The following is an 18283-nucleotide window of genomic DNA, read 5'->3' on the forward strand; positions in this document are numbered from 1 at the left end:
CTGCGGGACTCGACCGAGCGGTCCGGCGGAGGAGTGCGCGAGTCAGTTGTTGGCGTCTCCGCCGCCGCGGGATCCGTAGTCCACCGATCCCTGAACGAAACCGTTGTCGGCGTTGAAGCTGTTCACGTCGGTCGACGGCTTGGTTTCGGAGGCGAGCTGCCCGCCGAGGAAGACGGCGCCGATGCCGACGAGCACGCCGGCCACTCCGGCGACGGCACCATAGATCAGGCGTTCACGCAGCATGGATTCCAAGGTACCAGTTCAGTCGGCGCCGCCCGGGCTTCGTCCGCCGCGCCGATCCGGCCGTCGCGAGCGAGCATGAAACACTGGGTGAATGAGCCCGCTCACGCATCTACGTCCCAGCCGTGCTCTCGTCGCCCTCGTCGCAACGGCAGGCCTCTTCGCCTCCGCGGCGTGCTCGGACTCGACCGGCGATCAGGCCGCACCGTCGTCGCACACGACGACTAGTTCGCGGACCGTTTCCGCCTCGAGCAGTGCTCCGACGGTTCCCGCCGCGTGCGGCTCCGAGGAACTGGCCGGGATGAAGCTGCGCGACAAGCTCGCTCAGCTGCTGGTGGTCGGGGTGCAGAACGGGGCCGACGCGCGGCGGGTGGTCGCGAAGGAGCACATCGGCGGAGTGTTCGTCGGCAGTTGGACCGACCTGTCGATGCTGAGCGACGGCACCGTCGCCACGCTCTCGAAGAGCCAGAAGGTCCCGCTGATGGTGACCGTGGATCAGGAGGGTGGCCGAGTGAGCCGGCTCAAGTCGCTGGGGATCGACATGCCGTCGGCGCGTGTGCTGGCGCGCACCAAGACGCCCGAGCAGGTCCGGCAGCTCGCCAAGGCGGCCGGCGAGAAGATGGCGAAGCTCGGTGTCACCGTCGACTTCGCTCCGTCGGCGGACGTCAGCGCCGAGCCCGACGACGAGGTGATCGGCGACCGGTCGTTCTCGAACGATCCCGAGGTGGTCACCGAGTACGCCGGTGCCTATGCGCGCGGGCTCCAGGACGCGGGCATCATGCCCGTGTACAAGCACTTCCCCGGCCACGGGCACGCATCGGGGGATTCGCACACCGGCGCCGTCACCACGCCTCCGCTGGCGGACATGCAGAACACCGATCTCGTTCCGTACCGGACTCTGCTGCGCAGTCCCGGGACCGCGGGCGTGATGGTCGGGCACCTGATCGTGCCGGGTCTGACCGGGCCGGAGACGCCCGCGAGCATCAGTCCGGCGGCGATCGGCATGTTGCGCACCGGCAAGAAGTACAACGGACCGGCGTTCGACGGCGTCGTCTTCTCCGACGATCTGTCCGGCATGAAGGCGATCACCGACAAGTACACGATCGAACAGGCGGTGCTGAAGGCGATCACCGCAGGCTCGGACGTCGGCCTGTGGCTTTCCACCGATCACGTGACCTCGGTGCTGGACACTTTGGAGAAGGCGGTCGCGGACGGGAAGCTGTCGCAGCGCCGGATCGACCGCTCGGTGCTCCGGATCCTGAAGGCCAAGCACGTGGTGAACTGCTCCTGACGCGTTCTTACTCGATGGTAAGTTTGTAGTCATGGCTAGCGGAACCAAGCGGCTGCCGCGGGCAGTTCGAGAGCAGCAGATGCTCGATGCTGCGATTTCAGCGTTCGCCGCGAATGGCTTCGCGGATACCTCGATGGACGCCATCGCCGCCGAGGCCAAGATATCCAAGCCGATGCTCTACCTCTACTACGGCTCCAAGGACGAACTGTTCAGCGCCTGTATCGCGCGCGAGTCCGGCCGGTTCATGGAAGCCATGTCGGCGGGTTTTGATCCCACGATGAGGCAGAAGGACCAGGCGCGCACGCTGGTGCGTGAGTTCCTCCGGTTCGTCTATCAGAACTCCGATTCGTGGCGAGTGCTCTACCGGGTCGCGGTCGGGACCGCGACGTTCGCACACATCGTCACCGAGAGCCGCGAGGGAATCACCTCGATGATCACTGATCTCATCCGCCGCGGCACCACCACCGAGGGTGCGAGCGACGTCGATTTCGAATTGACGGCGGTGGCCCTCGTCGGCGCCGGCGAGGCCGTCGCCGACCGGATCGCCGAAGGCGACATCGACCTCGAAACGGCCACCGACCTGCTGCTCGGCATCACCTGGCGCGGTCTGCGCGGTGTCGGAGTGTCGGAGGACGCCGTCGGCGACGAGACATAGTCGGATCCCTCACGCCGGCCGGGCCCGGTTTGAGTGAGCCTTCCAGGCCAGTTGAGCGGATTCATCCCAAGCTTGTTGAGCGAGTTCTTCCTGAGGCCTGTTGAGCGGGTTCTTCCTTAGGCCAGTTGAGCGAGCGGAGCGAGTCGAAACAGACATGCACATGTTTCGACTCGCTGCGCTCGCTCAACAAGCCTGGGAGAGGACTCAACAAGCCTGGGAGAGGACTCGGCGAGTTGCCCTTGCGGCTCGTCGTGCGAGCTTTCCCTAGGCCTGTTGAGCGAGTTCTTCCTTCGGCCAGTTGAGGGGGTTCTTCCTTCGGCCAGTTGAGTGGGTTCTTCCTTAGGCCAGTTGAGCGAGCGGAGCGAGTCGAAACAGACATGCACACGTTTCGACTCGCTGCGCTCGCTCAACAAGCCTGGGAGAGGACCCAACAAGCCTGGGGGAGGACTCGGCGAGTCGCCTTTGCGGCTCGTCGTGCGAGCTTTCCCTAGGCCTGTTGAGCGAGTTCTTCCTTAGGCCCGCTGCGCGAGCATTTCCTTAGGCCTGTTGAGCGAGCTCTTCCTTCGGCCAGTTGCGTGGGTTCTTCCTTAGGCCTGTTGAGCGAGCGGAGCGAGTCGAAACAGACATGCACACGTTTCGACTCGCTGCGCTCGCTCAACAAGCCTGGGGGAGGACTCGGCGAGCCTGGGGGAGGACTCACCGAGCGCGGGCAAGCGGTCAGACGCGCGGGCGCGTCGTGGCGGTCAGATGCGGATAGCCCTTGCGGCGGTTCAGGATCGACAGGTCGTATCCGTCGGCCACCCGGTCGGTGTACATGTTCACCTTCGCGGGCAACAGGATCGGCTTCCCGAAGCGGACCGAGTACACGACCGATTCGGGGAGCTGAGCCTCGACGTTCGCGAGCACGGCGGCCGCACTCCACATGCCGTGGGCGATGGCGCGGCTGAAGCCGAAGGCCTTCGCCGTCAGGTCGGCCATGTGGATCGGATTCCGGTCGCCCGAGGCGTTCGCGTACTGGCGGATCAGACCGAGGTCGACGCTGACCACGCGATCGGGCGGCGGCGGTGCGACGTCCTTGGGCGCCGGGCCTCGTTCGGCGTCCGACAGGCTCGTGCGCTGCTGCTTGAGGAACGTGCCGGTCTGGACGGCGACCAGTTCGCGGCCGACGCGGAACTCCGATACCACGTCCACCAGCATGCCCTTGCGGTGCTCCCGGAGGTTCTCGGCGTGAGTCGAGACGGTCAGCGGCTCGTCGACGCCGATGGCCCGGATCCGCTCGATCCGGTTCTCCAGATGCACCGCGCCGACCGCGCCGAACGGGAAGTCCGGCGAGACCATCACGGTCATCGCGAGCGGGAACTGCAGAACGAACAGGTATGTCAACGGCACCTGCGCACCGAACTGCAGACCCGTGGTGCGGCAGTACTCCTTGAGCTGCGCCTCGTCGACGCGCAGGTTCTCGATCCGGTAGACGGTGTCGGGCAGTGACGCGTCCGCGCTGACGCGGGCCGGCTTGCCGATCACCGGGAGCATGGCGCTCACGGCTTTCGGGTAGATCTGGCCCGCGCCCGGCAGGGACGTCAGAGTGACGGTCTTGGTCATGGCAGGGTCCCGTCAGGCGCCGAGGAGGCTCTGACCGCACACGCGGACGACGTTGCCGGTGACCGCGTTGGACGCCGGGTTGGCGAAGTACGCCACGGTCTCGGCGACGTCGACGGTCTGTCCGCCCTGCTGCAGCGAATTCATGCGACGGCCCACCTCGCGCGTGGCGAGCGGGATGGCGGCGGTCATCGCGGTCTCGATGAAGCCCGGGGCGACGGCGTTGATGGTGATGCCCTTCTCAGCCAGGATCGGGGCGTAGGTGTCGACGAGGCCGATCACGCCGGCCTTCGACGCGCCGTAGTTGGTCTGGCCGCGGTTGCCCGCGATGCCCGCGATGGAGGAGACGTCGACCACGGCGCCGCCCGACCGGAGGGCCTTGCGCTCGACCAACTCGTTCACCAGCGTCTGCGGTGCGATCAGGTTCACGCTGATGACCGAGTTCCAGCGGCCGGCGTCCATGTTCGCGAGCAGCTTGTCGCGCGTGATGCCCGCATTGTTGACGATGATGTCCAGGCCGCCGTGACGCTCGAGAACGTGCTCGGCGACCTTGGCTCCCGCGTCCTCGGCGGTCACGTCGAGCGGCAGCGCGGTGCCGCCCACCTTGTTCGCCGTCTCGCTGAGGGCCTCGCCCGCGGCCGGGACGTCGGCGGCGATGACATGGGCGCCGTCGCGCGCCAGCACCTCGGCGATCGTGGCGCCGATGCCGCGTGCGGCACCGGTGACCAGGGCCACCTTGCCGGCGAGGGGCTTGTCCCAGCTCTCCACCGAAGCGGCGTCGGCGGCGCCGACCCGGATCACCTGGGCGTCGACGTAGGTCGACTTGGCCGACAGCAGAAAGCGGAGGGTCGACTCGAGACCGGACAGGCCGGTCTTGGCCTCGGGCGAGACGTAGACCAGCTGGGCGGTGGCGCCGTTGCGGAGCTCCTTGCCGAGCGAGCGGGTGAAGCCCTCGAGTGCGCGCTGCGCGACGTGCTCGTCGGGCTCAGCGGTCAGCTCGGGTGTGGTGCCCAGCACCACGAAGCGCGCCGAGTTGCCCACCGAACGCATGATCGGCGTGAAGAACTCGAAGAGCTGTTCGAGATCGGCGGGCTTGGAGATGCCGGTGGCGTCGAAGACCGCGGCGCCGAGCTTGTCGGCGCTGCGTCCGCCGGCGTTGTTCTCGACCAGTGTGTAGTCGTCGCCCGCGCTGAGGATCTCCCGCACCGGCTCCACCAGACGTCCGGCGCCGCCGAGCAGGACCGGACCGGCGAGAGCGGGCTGAGACGGCGAGTACCGACGCAGTGCCGGCGGCTGCGGAAGACCGACGCGCGAAGCGATGAAAGCGCCCGGGCCGCTGTTGACGATGGACGAATACAGGTCGGTGTTGCCTGCCACGACTATCTCCTTCGATGTCTGTGAAACGAATCCGTGTCCCGTGTCGGGTACCGGTCCTGCCGGAGACCCTAAGCGGATGCCGCAGACGAGCAGTAGCCCGCTCGTCTGTGACATGTACCGCAGGTTCAGGAGTCGACAATTAACTTACTCGGGAGTAAGAATACTCTCAAGGTCGATCTGTCGACATCCGAGACTCTCCAGGAGAAGTTGTGGCCTCGTACACGCCCCGCCAGCCGGAAACCCGTCAGCAGCGCCCGGTCGCCATCCTCGGCGGCAATCGCATTCCCTTCGCGCGTCAAGACCGCGCGTACGCGACCGCGAGCAATCAGGACATGTTCACCGCCGCACTCCAGGGGCTGGTCAGCCGTTTCAGCCTGCAGGGCGAGCAACTCGGCATGGTCGCCGGCGGCGCGGTGCTCAAGCATTCGCGTGACTTCAACCTCATCCGCGAGTCGGTGCTCGGTTCGTCGTTGTCGCCCTACACCCCGGCGGTGGACGTCCAGCAGGCGTGCGGCACCGGTCTCCAGGCCATTCAGATCGTGGCCGACGGTATCGCCGCAGGCCGCTACGACGTCGCGATCGGCGGCGGCGTCGACACCACCTCCGACGCCCCGATCGGCGTCTCCGAGGACATGCGCAGGCAGATGCTCGAGGTGAACCGGGCCAAGAGCACCGTGGACCGGATCAAGGCCGCACTCGGTCTGGCGACCAAGCTGGGCATCGAGATCCCGCGCAACGGCGAGCCGCGCACCGGCCTGTCGATGGGCGAGCACGCCGCCATCACCGCCAAGGAGTTCGGCATCAGCCGCGCCGAGCAGGACGAGCTGGCCGCCGCCAGCCACCAGAAGATGGGCGCGGCCTACGACCGCGGCTTCTTCGACGACCTCATCACCCCGTTCATGGGCCTCACCCGCGACGAGAACCTCCGTCCGAACTCGTCGGTGGAGAAGCTGGCCACCCTCAAGCCGGTCTTCGGCGTGAGCCTGGGCGACGCCACCATGACCGCGGGCAACTCCACCCCGCTCACCGACGGCGCGTCGGCCGTCCTGCTCGCCACCGACGAGTGGGCCGCCGAGAAGAACCTCCCGGTGCTGGCCTACCTGCGCGACACCGAGACCGCCGCGGTGGACTACGTGAACGGCCCCGACGGGCTGCTCATGGCACCGACATACGCGGTCCCCCGCCTGCTGCAGCGCAACGGCCTCACCCTGGCCGACTTCGACTTCTTCGAGATCCACGAGGCTTTCGCCTCCGTGGTCCTGGCGACCCTGCAGGCGTGGGAGTCGGAGGAGTACTGCACCGAGCGTCTCGGCCTGGACGGGGCGCTGGGCTCGATCGACCGCAGCAAGCTCAACGTCAACGGCTCCTCGCTGGCCGCCGGGCACCCGTTCGCCGCCACCGGCGGCCGGATCATCGCGCAGGCCGCCAAGCAGATCAAGGAGAACGGCGGCGGTCGTGCGCTGGTGTCGATCTGCGCCGCGGGCGGCCAGGGCGTCACGGCCATCGTCGAAGGCTGATCCCCGCATCGGATCGCAGGCCCCGGTCGGCCGCCGCACGGCGCTGACCGGGGCCTTCGCGATCATCGATGAGAACTCCGAAGTTTTTCCCGCAGATGTGTAACGCCCCCGCACCCGCCACCTATAAACCGAATAGCTCCGGCTGAACCGCCAGACCCCCGACCCGGCGGTTCAGCCGGAGCTCTTGTTCCCGGCTAGGATTCGACAGTTGTGACCTCTTCCGACGATCGCTCCGATCACCGCCGGTGGGTCGCCCGCGCGCTCATCGGCGCGCTGCTGCTCGTCGGCGCGATCTTCGGGATCGACGCGATCCTCACCCACGGCCACACGGCCCGCGGCGCACACATCGCCGAGTTCGATCTGGGCGACCTCACCGAAGATCAGGCGCGCGCGAAGCTCACCGGACTGACGGTGGCCGCACACAGCCCGGTCTCGGTGCGTACTGATTCCGGCTCGGCGCAGATCGATCCGGCCGCGCTCGGTGCCGACTTCGACGTCGAAGCAACGCTCGCGCGCCTCATGGACCAGCCGCGCAATCCCTGGGATCGATTCCTCGGCATGATCGGCCTCTCTCGCGATGTGGCCCCGGTCGTCTCGCTCGACGACGCCGACTTCAACGCGGCGCTCGACGAGCATCGGGAGTCGCTCGAGAAGGCGGCCGTCGAGGGCGGTGTCCATTTCGACGGTCTGCAACCGGTCGGCGACTTCCCGTCCAAGGGACTGCGTATCAAGCGCGAGGCCGCGAAGCAGGCCATCGCCGACAACTGGCTCAGCGGTCACCCGATCGACCTCGAGATGGAGCCCTTCTCGCCGACCGTCTCGGCTGAGACGGTTCAGGCCACCCTCGACGGGCCGGCCCAGAACGTGACGGCGTCGGCGGTCCCGCTCGCCGGACGCGGAGCGCGAGTGATCGTCTCACCGCGGGAGGCGGGCGCGCTCGTGTCGTTCGTGCCCGACGGCCGCGGCGGTCTGACCCCGCACGTGGATCCCAAGAAGGCGCTGGAAGTCCTCGGCGACCGCGCGGCCAAGACCGAGTCGACCCCGGTCGATGCGAGTTTCCGGCTGACCGGCGGCGCGCCCGTCGTGGTGCCGTCGTCCGACGGCGCCGCGGTCGACTGGACCCGGACAGCCGCCGAGATCGAGAAGCTGGCTGTCTCCGCCGACTCCCGGTCGGGCCGGGTGGCCTACAAGATCACCCGACCCAAGGTCGACACGAAGCGGGCGAAGAAGCTGGGGGTGAAGGAAGTTGTGTCCGAGTTCACCACCGGCGGGTTCAGCGGACCGTCGGGGGAGAACATCCGGCTCGTCGCCGAAGAGGTGGACGGCGCGCTGGTGCTGCCCGGCCAGACCTTCTCGCTCAACGGTTACACCGGACCGCGCGGGACGGCCCAGGGCTACGTCGAGTCGGGGATCATCGATCACGGCCGTCCGTCCGAGGCGGTCGGCGGCGGCATCTCGCAGTTCGCCACGACGCTGTACAACGCCTCGTACTTCGCCGGGCTGGAGGACGTCGCCCACACCGAGCACAGCTACTACATCTCGCGCTATCCCGAGGCGCGCGAGGCCACGGTGTTCGAGGGCGCCATCGATCTGCAGTTCAAGAACAACACGCCGTACGGGATCGTCATCGACACGTCGTGGACGCCGTCGACCATCACCGTCCGGATGTGGAGCACCAAGACGGTCGAGGTCCAATCGGTGACGGGCGACCGCACCGATCCGACCTCACCGACGACCGTGGAGGTCCCGGCGGGGCAGAGCTGTGTGCCCAGCAGCGGTCAGCCCGGCTTCACCGCGTCCAACACCAGGATCATCCGCAGTCTCAAGACCGGCCAGGAGACCTACCGGCACACCCGGACCGTCAAATACGACCCGGAACCGGTGGTCCGCTGCCGCTGATCGGGCCCTGCGGAAGCCGCGGACTGAAACGTGTTTCAGCCCCGGCGCTGTGCTGCCGGTCACCGGCAGATATGCTCCCCGACATGGATATCAATGGAGCAAGTGCAATCGTGACCGGAGGTGCCTCGGGCATCGGCGCCGCGACGGCTCGCCGGCTCGCCGCGCGGGGCGCCAAGGTCGTCATCGCCGACCTGAAGGCCGAGGACGGCGAGGCCCTGGCCAAGGAGATCGACGGCGTCTTCGTCGCTGTCGACGTCACCGACACCGCACAGATCGAGGCGGCGGTCAACAAGGCTGTCGAGCTCGGACCGCTGAAGGCCGTGGTCAACTCGGCCGGTATCGGCTGGGCCCAGCGCACCATCGGCCGCGACGGCGAGTTCGCCTCGGCGCACAACCTGGACCTCTACAAGAAGGTCATCGCGATCAACCTGATCGGTACCTTCGACACGGTCCGCCTCGCCGCCACCGCGATGAGCCGCAACGAGCCGAATGCGAACGGAGAGCGCGGCGCCATCGTCAACCTCGCATCCGTCGCGGCCTTCGACGGCCAGATCGGCCAGGCTGCGTACTCGTCGTCGAAGGGCGGCGTGGTCGGCATGACGCTGCCGGTCGCCCGCGACCTGTCGGCGGCGGGCATCCGCGTGAACTGCATCGCCCCCGGCCTGATCGACACCCCCATCTACGGCTCGGGTCCGGAGTCGGAGGCGTTCAAGGCCAAGCTCGGCGAGAGCGTGCTGTTCCCGAAGCGTCTGGGCGTGCCCGACGAGCTCGCGTCGATGGTCGAGGAGCTCATCACGAACTCGTACATGAACGCCGAGGTGGTCCGCGTGGACGGCGGCATCCGGATGCCACCGAAGTAGAGTCTCCGCACCAGATCGACGCCTGCGACGGCCCCGCATGAATGCGGGGCCGTCGCTCGTCTTTCAGCGGTGCTCGGCCGGCGGTCGCAGCCGCAGTGCGCGGGCGGTCTCGGCCGTCGCGCGGCGCACGTCGTCGTGGGTCCACTCCTCGACGCGCAGATCGGGCACTGCCGCGTGCAGGTCCTCTGCCCACCGCTGCGACCATTCGGCGGGGAAGGCGCGTCGGAGCAGATCGATCATGATCGGCACGGCCGTCGATGCACCCGGCGATGCGCCGAGCAGTCCGGAGACCTGCCGGTCGGCGCTCACGATCAACTCGGTGCCCTGCTGCAGCACTCCGGCGACTCCCGGGCCGGGCGTGACGAGCTGCGCGCGCTGGCCGGCGTGCACCAGGGTCCAGTCCGCGTCGCGGGCCTCGGGGAGGTACCGCTGGAGCTGTGCGAAGCGTTTCGCGCGCCCCGCGAGCAGTTCGGAGACGAGGTACCGGACGAGATCCAGGTTCGTCGCCGCGGCCGACATCACGGTCCACAGATTCCGCGGATGCAGTGTGGCGAAGAAGTCCCACAGGTGCCCGCCCTTGAGCAGCCGGGTGCTGAACGTTGCGTACGGGCCGAACATCAGATGGTCGCGGCCGCGAACAGTCCGGCGATCCAGATGCGGCACAGACATCGGCGGGGCGCCGATCGGGGCCTGCCCGTAGACCTTGCCGTCGTGCCGTGCGACCACCTCCGGCGCGTCGCACCGGAGGAAGGCCGCTCCGACCGGCAGCACCCCGTAGCGGCTCACCTCGTCGAGCTTCGCTTTCTGCAGCTGCCGCAGGGCCTGTCCGCCCGCGCCGACGAAGACATGCCGAGCGCGGATGCGGAAGCGGCCCGCCCGACCGCGGCCGGTGACGGTGGACCGGCCGTGAGCGTCGCGGGCGATCCGGCGCACCCGATGGCCGAACAGGACCTCGGCACCGGAGGTCTCGAGCAGACCCGTCGACAGCGCCCCGAAGTCGACGTCCGTCCCGTCCGGATGCCGCGTGGCGGCGATCGGTCCGGGCGCGCGACCGTCGGTCACCAGTGGGGCCCATGCGCCGACGGTGGCGGGATCGTCGGTGAATTCGAGGCGGTCGAAGAGCGGCGACCGGCGCAGTGTGGCGTGACGGCGCCGCAGGTAGTCGGTGTCCCCGTCGAAGACGACGCTCAGGTGCCCGGTGGTGTGGATGAACGACGCGGGGTCGAGCCCGCCGGCCGCTGCCAGATGTGCCCACCATTCGCGGGTCAGGAGGAACTGCGCCGCGATCGACTCGGCCTTCGCGGAGTCCTCCGGGTCGGGCATGTAGTTGAGTTCGCAGAAGCCTGAGTGGCCGGTGCCCGCGTTGTTCCACGGATCGCTGCTCTCGGTTGCGGCGCGATCGGCGGCTTCCAGCACCACCACCGACCACTCGGGTTCCAGGTGACCGAGCATCGAGGCCAGGGTGGCGGACATGATGCCCGCGCCCACCAGGACGACGTCGGCGTCGGGAAGGTCGACGGCTGCGGTACGGATTCTCATCGGGCTCTCCTTCGCGTCGAGGTGACGTATTCGATGCTCGTCCGCCGCTAATGATCCGTCTAATGTGATTCGGCTGGAATATGATCCGATTGTGCATGAATGGACCGGGGAGCTGTCCCCTCGGCTGCGCGCGCTGACCGCACTCGAATCCCACGGCGGTTCGATGACCGCCGCGGCGGCTGCGCTCGGCGTCTCGCAGAGTTCGATGAGCAGGCGCCTGCACGCGCTCGAAGCGCAGATGGGCGTTCCGTTGTTGATCAAAGACGGACGCAAGGTGCGGTTGACTCCGGCCGCGCTGTCGTTGGTCGCCGACATCCGCGCACCGCTCGCCGCGCTCGAACACGCTGTGGAGCGCGCGGTCGACGCAGGAGACGGGAGCACCGGATCGGTTCGTTTCGGCTTTCCGCTGACGATGGGTTCCGGCGAGGTGCCCGAACTGCTGGCGGCCTTCCACCACCGCAATCCGGGGATCCGCCTGGAGCTCAAACAGGCTCACGGCGCACAGTTGGTGGCCGATCTGCAGTCCGGGGAGCTCGATCTCGCGATCACCATTCCGCTCGCGCACGAGGTGGAGCACGCGATGGTCGGCTCACAGGAGATCGTCGTGGCGGTACCCGAGAATCACTGGAGTGCGCGGCGTTCCTCGGTGGCGCTCGCGGAGCTGTCGGGCGAAGACTTCATCGCGAACCCGGAGACGTATCATCTGCGGCGCGCGACGCAGGAGTGGTGCGCCGCGGCGGGATACACGCCGAGGGTCGCGATCGAGATCACCGAGTTCGCGACCGCCCGCGAGTTCGTCGAACGAGGTCTGGGCATCGCGTTGCTGCCGCGGGCCGGGCGCCCGATCGCCGGCGTGGCCGAGGTCCCGGTGGCGCCGGAGACGCTGCGCCGCGACATCGGGCTGGCCTGGGCCTCGACGATCCGTACGCCGGCTGTGGAGAGATTGAGCCGATTCCTCCGGGAGAACCTGCCGGTGCGACCGCCCGCGTGAGCATTCCCCGATACGCTTCGACCATGCGGAATCTGGTGCTGTCGGTGATCGGGGACGACCGTCCGGGGCTGGTGTCGGCGCTCGCCGATGCGGTCGCCGCGCAGGGCGGCAATTGGGAGCGCAGTCAGCTGGCACAACTCGCGGGCAAGTTCGCGGGCATCGTCGTCGTGGCGGTTCCCGACGAGCGCGCCGACGCACTGATCGCCGCGGTCACCGGACTGGACGGGCTGCTGGAGGTGGCGGTCCACTCGGCGGACGGCGCCGAACCGAGCACCGCCGATTGGCCGGCGCTCACGATCGGACTGCTCGGGAACGATCGTCCCGGCATCGTTCACGAACTCTCGGCGGCGCTGAGCGCCGGCGGGGTCTCGATCGAGAAGATGACGACCGGCACCCGGGAGGCCCCGATGGCCGGTGGGATGCTGTTCGAGGCGGAGTTGGAGGTCCGGCTGCCGCCGAATGTCGACCCCGCGCGCATCCGTGCCGATCTGGAGCGGATCGCGGAGGAACTGCTCGTCGATCTCGGCATCGAGGGCTGACGGTTCCTTCCGCCCTAGGCACCGGCCGCGGGCACCCGATCCGGCCGACCGCCCCGGAGGCCGAGCACCGCTGCCGTGAAGCACGCCAGGGCCACGGCACCGGCGAACCACGGGAACACCTCGGCGGTTCCGTACGACGACGACAGTGCCCCGGCGATGACGGTCGGAACGCCCATCGCCAAGTAGCCGAGCAGGTAGTACGCGCTCATCACCCGGCCGCGCGCATCCGGGGGCGTGACGTCGTTCAGATGCCGCAGAGACCCTCCGAAGGCCAGACCGAAGGCCGCGCCGAGCACGATGGAATCGACGATCACGAATGCCGTCGACCCGGTGTGCAGCGCCCAGATCGCCGACAGCAGTGCGACGATCATCCCCAGGTCGCCGGTGATGGCGGCGGTGCGGGGATCGAGCCGGCCGCCCACCCACTGGGACGCCGCGGAGGCCGCGGCCATCACGGCCACGACGACTCCGACGAAGATCACCGACGTGTGGCCGGTGGCGTGCTGGGTCAGCGCGGGGTAGAGGCTCAGGAAGACGCCGAGGACCGACCACGCCGTCATGATGCCGATTCCGGAGAACCAGAAGTCGGAGGTGATCTCCTTCGGGATCGACGGACGCTGCAGGCGGATGCGGCCGCCGGTGCGTTCGGTGTGCGGTTCCACGAGTGCGATCACGGCGACGAGCATCACCACGACCACGGCGCCGACGATCGCGAAGGGCACCCGCAGCGGGTTCGACGCCCACTGCGCCGCGGCGGCGGCACCGAAGACGGTGATCGTGATCCCCACGTTGAGGGCGATACCGCTGGCCATGCCGTTGCGGGCGCCGTCGTGCGGTCGGACGTCGAGCAGTGCCGCGCCCGCCACCACGGTGATGGCACCGATCGCGCCTCCGTGCAGGAAGCGGGCGATCATCAGCTCCCACGCATTGGTAGCGATGAGGAACAGGCCGAGTCCGGCGAGGATGGAGATCAGTGCGGCGATGAGCACGGGTTTGCGGCCCACGGCGTCGGAGACCGGGCCCACGGTCAGCGCCGATCCGAGCGCGCCGATCGCGTACACCGCGAAGACGATGGTGATCGTCAGCGGGCTCATATGCCATTCCGACTGGTAGATCGGATAGAGCGGCGACGGCAGTCCGGAGCAGCCCAGTGCCAGCGCGAGAAGCGCGAGCAGGAGCAGGTACGACCACGCCTGCGGATGCGTGGTCCGCTCCACCGGTCGGTGGGTGACGGTGCTGCTGGTCATGGCGTCCTCGAGTATGTTTGATAGAGATCGAACAGTGACGACAGTACCGCAACTGTTCGACGACCATCAAACTGTTTTCGAGGAGGTGGACCCGTGACGGGGACGACTGCGCGGTTGGACGTCGCCGACCTGCACGCGGTGCTGAGCGCGTTGGCCGATCCGGTCCGTCTGGAGATGGTGCGGCGGTTGAGCCGCGCGGGCGCGCCCGTCTCGTGCGCCGGGTTGTACGACACCGTCACGAAGGCCACCGCGAGCCATCACTTCAAGATCTTGCGCGAGGCGGGCGTGATCGAGCGCCGACCCGCCGGCCAGGGAGCCGAGTACGTGCTGCGCGACGCCGAGATGGAAGCCGCCTACCCGGGACTGCTGACCGCGGTGATCGCGGCTGCGAACGCGCGGTAGCGGATCGTCGCTACGCGGTGAGCACCACCTTCAGCGCCTTGGTCTCCGCGGCGCGTTCGAAGACGTCATAGGCGTCCATCATGTCGTGCAGTGCGAACCGGTGGCTGATGAACACGTCCGGGTCGATCTTCCGCTGCGCCACCATCTTGAGCAGGGTGCCGAGGGTGTCGGTGTTCACCAGTCCCATCGTCATCGTCACGTTGGTGATCCAGAGATCCTGCAGCGGCAGGTCGACGCCGGTGCCGTGCACTCCGACGTTGGCGACGTGTCCCGCCGGGCGCACGATGTCCAGGCACATGTTCCAGGTCTGCGGCACTCCGACCGCTTCGATGGCGACGTCGACGCCGAGGCCGTCGGTCATCGCGAGGATCTGCTCGCGCCAGTCGTCGTCGGACGACACGACGCCGTCCGTGGCGCCGAACCTGCGGGCCTGCTCGACGCGGCCTGCATCCACATCGACGGCGATGACGCGGCTCGGGCCGTAGAGTCCCGCCGTGGCGATCGCGGCCAGGCCGACGGGGCCGGCACCGATGACCGCGACCACGTCCCCGGGCTTCACCGCGCCGTAGCGGACGCCGATCTCGTGACCGGTCGGAAGGATGTCCGAGAGGACGACGCCCTGTTCCGGACGCATGGTGTCGGGCAGCCGGTACACGGAGGTCTCCGCGTAGGGCACACGGACGTACTCGGCCTGCGTCCCGTCGATGAGGTGGCCGAAGATCCAGCCGATCCCCGAGGTGCCCTCGTCGCCGAGGCAGTGCGAGAACACGCCCTGCTTGCAATAGGCGCACTTACCGCACGCGCTGATGCAGGAGATGATCACCTGATCGCCGACAGACAGCGTGGTCACCGCCGCGCCGACCTCGGTGATCGTCCCGACGCCCTCGTGGCCGAGGATGCGTCCCGGCGTGACAGCGGGGACGTCGCCCTTCAGAATGTGCAGGTCGGTGCCGCAGATCGTCGTCGCGTCGATCTTCACGATGACATCGGTGGGCGCCTGGATCCGAGGTTCGGGCACGTCGTCCCACGACTTGTTCCCGGGCCCGTGATAGACGAGTGCTTTCATTGCCTCGCGCTCCAATCGGACGAAGTTCCCCCGATCCGACCGTAGACCGGATCCGGTGACGAGAGAACCCCGCCGGGAAACTGGCTGCTCCCGGCGGGGTCCCTGCGCTTGCGCCGGTCGGAGTGGACCGGATCTGAACCGCCCGATCAGAACGCGGCTTCGTCGAGCTCCATCAGGTCGTTGTCGACGTTGTTCTCGACGATCTGGCGAACGGAGGTCAGCAGCGGCAGCATGTTCTTCGCGAAGAACACACCCGAGGCCACCTTGCCCTCGTAGAACGCCTTGTCGTCACCGGAGGCACCGGCGTCGAGCGCGGCCTGCGCGACGACGGCCTGACGCAGCAGCAGCCAGCCGATCAGCAGATCGCCGACGGCCATCAGGAAGCGGACCGACGCGGTGCCGATCAGGTACAGCTGCTTCGGATCCTCCTGCGCGCTCATCAGCCAGCCGGTGAGCTTGGCGGCCATGGCCTGGACGTCCTCGTTGGCGGTCTTGAGCAGTGCGCGCTCGGCCGCAAACTGTTCGCCACCGTTGCCCTGGCCGTTGTCGATGAAGTCCTGGATCTGGCCTGCGACGTGGGCCAGTGCCTGGCCCTTGTCGCGGATGATCTTGCGGAAGAAGAAGTCCTGCGCCTGGATGGCGGTGGTGCCCTCGTACAGCGAGTCGATCTTCGAGTCCCGGATGTACTGCTCGATCGGGTAGTCCTGCAGGAAGCCCGAACCGCCCAGCGTCTGCAGGGACTCGGTCAGCTTCTCGTAGGCACGCTCGGAGCCGACGCCCTTGACGATCGGGAGGAGCAGGTCGTTCACCTTGTGCGCCATCTCGGCGTCCGCGCCGGAGACGATCTTCGCGGCGACGGCGTCCTGGTGCGACGCGGTGTACAGGTACACGGCGCGCAGACCCTCGGCGTAGGCCTTCTGGGTCATCAGCGCGCGGCGCACGTCCGGGTGGTGCGTGATCGTGACGCGCGGAGCGGCCTTGTCGGTCATCTGCGTCAGATCGGCGCCCTGCACGCGCTGCTTGGCGTAATCGAGAGCGTTGAGGTAGCCGGTCGACAGCGTCGAGATGGCCTTGGTGCCGACCATCATGCGGGCGTGCTCGATGACGTCGAACATCTGGGCGATACCCTTGTGGACCTCGCCGACGAGCCAGCCCTTGGCCGGGGTGCCGTGCAGGCCGAAGCTGACCTCACAGGTGGCCGAGGCCTTGATGCCCATCTTGTGCTCGACGTTGGTGACGAAGGCGCCGTTGCGCTCGCCCAGCTCGCCGGTCTCATGGTCGAAGTGGAACTTCGGAACGAAGAACAGCGACAGACCCTTGGTGCCCGGTCCGGCGCCCTCGGGGCGGGCCAGGACCAGGTGGAAGATGTTCTCGGTCATGTCCTGGTCGGCCGAGGTGATGAAGCGCTTGACGCCCTCGATGTGCCAGGTGCCGTCTTCCTGAAGGGTGGCCTTGGTGATGCCCGCGCCGACGTCCGAGCCGGCGTCCGGCTCGGTCAGGACCATGGTGGCGCCCCAACCGCGCTCGGAGCAGATGGCGGCCCACTTCTTCTGCTCGTCGGTGCCGTTGTCGTAGAAGATGTTCGAGAAGCCCGAACCGGCGGCGTACATGAACACCGGCGGGTTGGCGCCCAGGATCATCTCGCCGATCGCCCAGTACAGCGAGCGGGGTGCGGGCAGGCCGCCGAGTTCCTCGTCGACGCCGACCTTGTCCCAGCCGGCCTCGATCAGGGCGTTGTACGACTTCTTGAAGCTGTCGGGAATGGTGACGCTGTGGTCCTCCGGGTTGAAGACCGGGGGATTGCGGTCGGCGTCCGCGAACGAGTCGGCGATGACGCCCTCGGCGAGGTGCTTGACTTCGCGGAGCATGTCGACCGCGGTGTCGTGGTCGAGGTCGCCGAACTCGCCGGAGGCGAGGACCTCGTCGAGCTTGTACATCTCGAAGAGGTTGAAGTGCAGATCGCGCAGGTTGGACTTGTAATGGCCCATGGTTTTCCTTACTCGCTGTTCTAGAAGTTCGTTTCCCGGGGGCGTGGCTCCGGTGGCTGACTCGGTGCCGACTATGTTACTTGCCGGTAACTATTGACAGCGTACCGCTAGCCGTTCAGACGGACAATATGAGTGCGGTGTGGCCCCGCTAACAAATGCAAGCGGACGGCGCCCGGTGCCCGTCAGAGCGATCGCAGATACGCCAGATCGTCGGGAATGCCGTCGGCGGGCGTCTCCAGCACACCGGGTGCACCGGCGGTCTTCATCAACTCGGCGAGCACCTCCGCATCGATCTGGCCGGACTCGAGGTTGGCGTGCCGGTCGCGGCCCGAGTCGAACTCGTCACGCGAGTTGTTCAGATGGATCAGATCGATCCGGCCGGTGATCGACTTGATCCGTTCCACGAGGCCGACGAGGTCTTCACCGCCGGCCCAGGCATGGCAGGTGTCGAGGCAGAACCCGGCCTCGGGGAAGTCTCCGACGGCGTCCCACAGGCGCTCGATCGACTCCAGTGTCCGGGCCATCGCGTGATCGCCGCCCGCGGTGTTCTCGATCAGGATCGGCACCCCGAAGCCGCCCTTGTCCGCCTGTCGTTCGAACAGCTTGCGCCAGTTGGCGAATCCGTCGGCCGCGTCCTCCCCGTCCTTCAGATGGCCCCCGTGCACCACGAGGCCGATCGCGCCGAGGTCGGCGGCCGCCGCGGCCTGCTGCTCCACAGCCTTGCGTGACGGCATCCGCAGGCGGTTGTTCAGGCTCGCCACGTTGATCTGATAGCTCGAGTGCACGACCACGTCGATCGGCGACTCGCGGATCTGCTCGGCGTGCGGATGCGGCTCGGGCTTCTTCCAGCTCTGCGGATCGGTGACGAACATCTGGAAGATGTCGATCCCGAGTTCCTCGGCGGTGGCGACGGGGTTCTCGTCCTGGCGAAGATGGGCTCCGACTCGCATGAACCCAGCCTATCGTCTGGCCGACCGCCTCCGGGGTGGCCGCAAGGAAGACATCCGGTGCACTGACAGCCAATTCCCGGAGAACTTCTATAGAGTTCGCCATGGACGGTGGCACCGTCCTCG

Annotated in this window: 16 protein-coding genes; 8 read left to right on the plus strand and 8 right to left on the minus strand. The window is 67.8% G+C overall.

The features are described 5' to 3' along the window. Positions 1–42 precede the first annotated feature (42 nt). Complete coding sequence (locus P5P27_RS00530) at positions 43–243, minus strand: DUF2613 domain-containing protein (protein WP_006897045.1); 201 nt, start codon at positions 241–243, stop codon at positions 43–45. A 91-nt stretch (positions 244–334) separates the two neighbouring features. On the opposite strand from P5P27_RS00530, the gene P5P27_RS00535 reads away from it, so the two are divergent. Further along, the gene (locus tag P5P27_RS00535) at positions 335–1531 is read left to right on the plus strand and encodes a glycoside hydrolase family 3 N-terminal domain-containing protein (protein ID WP_197462899.1); all 1197 of its coding nucleotides are present in this window, start codon (positions 335–337) and stop codon (positions 1529–1531) included. A 31-nt stretch (positions 1532–1562) separates the two neighbouring features. Beyond that, positions 1563–2186 (plus strand): TetR/AcrR family transcriptional regulator, encoded by a 624-nt coding sequence (locus tag P5P27_RS00540; protein WP_006897043.1) that lies wholly within the window; start codon positions 1563–1565, stop codon positions 2184–2186. A 717-nt stretch (positions 2187–2903) separates the two neighbouring features. Here P5P27_RS00540 and P5P27_RS00545 read toward each other — a convergent pair. Further along, positions 2904–3788 (minus strand): MaoC/PaaZ C-terminal domain-containing protein, encoded by an 885-nt coding sequence (locus P5P27_RS00545; RefSeq protein ID WP_006897042.1) that lies wholly within the window; start codon positions 3786–3788, stop codon positions 2904–2906. A gap of 12 nt (positions 3789–3800) precedes the next feature. After that, entirely contained in the window at positions 3801–5168 is a 1368-nt protein-coding gene (locus tag P5P27_RS00550; RefSeq protein ID WP_174302296.1) for a 3-oxoacyl-ACP reductase, read from the minus strand. Positions 5169–5371: 203 nt separating this feature from the next. On the opposite strand from P5P27_RS00550, the gene P5P27_RS00555 reads away from it, so the two are divergent. From P5P27_RS00555 to P5P27_RS00565, 3 genes are all read left to right on the plus strand, one after another. Beyond that, positions 5372–6679, plus strand: a complete 1308-nt coding sequence (locus tag P5P27_RS00555; protein WP_006897040.1) for an acetyl-CoA C-acetyltransferase — start codon at positions 5372–5374, stop codon at positions 6677–6679. Between the two features lie 210 nt (positions 6680–6889). Further along, positions 6890–8578 carry a VanW family protein gene (locus P5P27_RS00560; RefSeq protein ID WP_278125910.1) on the plus strand — a complete coding sequence of 563 codons (1689 nt, stop codon included), beginning with the start codon at positions 6890–6892 and terminating at the stop codon, positions 8576–8578. An 83-nt stretch (positions 8579–8661) separates the two neighbouring features. Beyond that, entirely contained in the window at positions 8662–9438 is a 777-nt protein-coding gene (locus tag P5P27_RS00565; protein ID WP_039867696.1) for an SDR family NAD(P)-dependent oxidoreductase, read from the plus strand. A 63-nt stretch (positions 9439–9501) separates the two neighbouring features. Here the strand turns inward: P5P27_RS00565 and P5P27_RS00570 are convergent, their stop codons facing one another. Continuing rightward, the gene (locus P5P27_RS00570) at positions 9502–10977 is read right to left on the minus strand and encodes a malate:quinone oxidoreductase (protein WP_006897037.1); all 1476 of its coding nucleotides are present in this window, start codon (positions 10975–10977) and stop codon (positions 9502–9504) included. 91 nt (positions 10978–11068) lie between these two features. Here P5P27_RS00570 and P5P27_RS00575 point away from each other — a divergent pair, with 91 nt between their 5' ends. Together P5P27_RS00575 and P5P27_RS00580 are read left to right on the plus strand one after the other, a co-directional pair. Next, positions 11069–11968: a LysR family transcriptional regulator gene (locus P5P27_RS00575; protein ID WP_006897036.1), complete on the plus strand. Its 900-nt coding sequence runs from the start codon at positions 11069–11071 to the stop codon at positions 11966–11968. 23 nt (positions 11969–11991) lie between these two features. Continuing rightward, the gene (locus tag P5P27_RS00580) at positions 11992–12507 is read left to right on the plus strand and encodes a glycine cleavage system transcriptional repressor (RefSeq protein WP_006897035.1); all 516 of its coding nucleotides are present in this window, start codon (positions 11992–11994) and stop codon (positions 12505–12507) included. A gap of 14 nt (positions 12508–12521) precedes the next feature. Here P5P27_RS00580 and P5P27_RS00585 read toward each other — a convergent pair whose 3' ends face one another. Continuing rightward, complete coding sequence (locus P5P27_RS00585; RefSeq protein WP_006897034.1) at positions 12522–13754, minus strand: MFS transporter; 1233 nt, start codon at positions 13752–13754, stop codon at positions 12522–12524. 93 nt (positions 13755–13847) lie between these two features. On the opposite strand from P5P27_RS00585, the gene P5P27_RS00590 reads away from it, so the two are divergent. Continuing rightward, positions 13848–14156: an ArsR/SmtB family transcription factor gene (locus tag P5P27_RS00590; protein WP_006897033.1), complete on the plus strand. Its 309-nt coding sequence runs from the start codon at positions 13848–13850 to the stop codon at positions 14154–14156. 10 nt (positions 14157–14166) lie between these two features. Here the strand turns inward: P5P27_RS00590 and P5P27_RS00595 are convergent, their stop codons facing one another. From P5P27_RS00595 to P5P27_RS00605, 3 genes are all read right to left on the minus strand, one after another. Then, positions 14167–15222 carry a zinc-dependent alcohol dehydrogenase family protein gene (locus P5P27_RS00595; protein ID WP_006897032.1) on the minus strand — a complete coding sequence of 352 codons (1056 nt, stop codon included), beginning with the start codon at positions 15220–15222 and terminating at the stop codon, positions 14167–14169. Positions 15223–15368: 146 nt separating this feature from the next. Then, positions 15369–17210, minus strand: a complete 1842-nt coding sequence (locus P5P27_RS00600) for an acyl-CoA dehydrogenase (RefSeq protein WP_006897031.1) — start codon at positions 17208–17210, stop codon at positions 15369–15371. 182 nt (positions 17211–17392) lie between these two features. Then, the gene (locus P5P27_RS00605; protein ID WP_006897030.1) at positions 17393–18160 is read right to left on the minus strand and encodes a deoxyribonuclease IV; all 768 of its coding nucleotides are present in this window, start codon (positions 18158–18160) and stop codon (positions 17393–17395) included. Between the last annotated feature and the right edge of the window lie 123 nt (positions 18161–18283).

It is taken from the genome of Gordonia sihwensis (assembly GCF_029632925.1).
Lineage (GTDB): Bacteria > Actinomycetota > Actinomycetes > Mycobacteriales > Mycobacteriaceae > Gordonia > Gordonia sihwensis.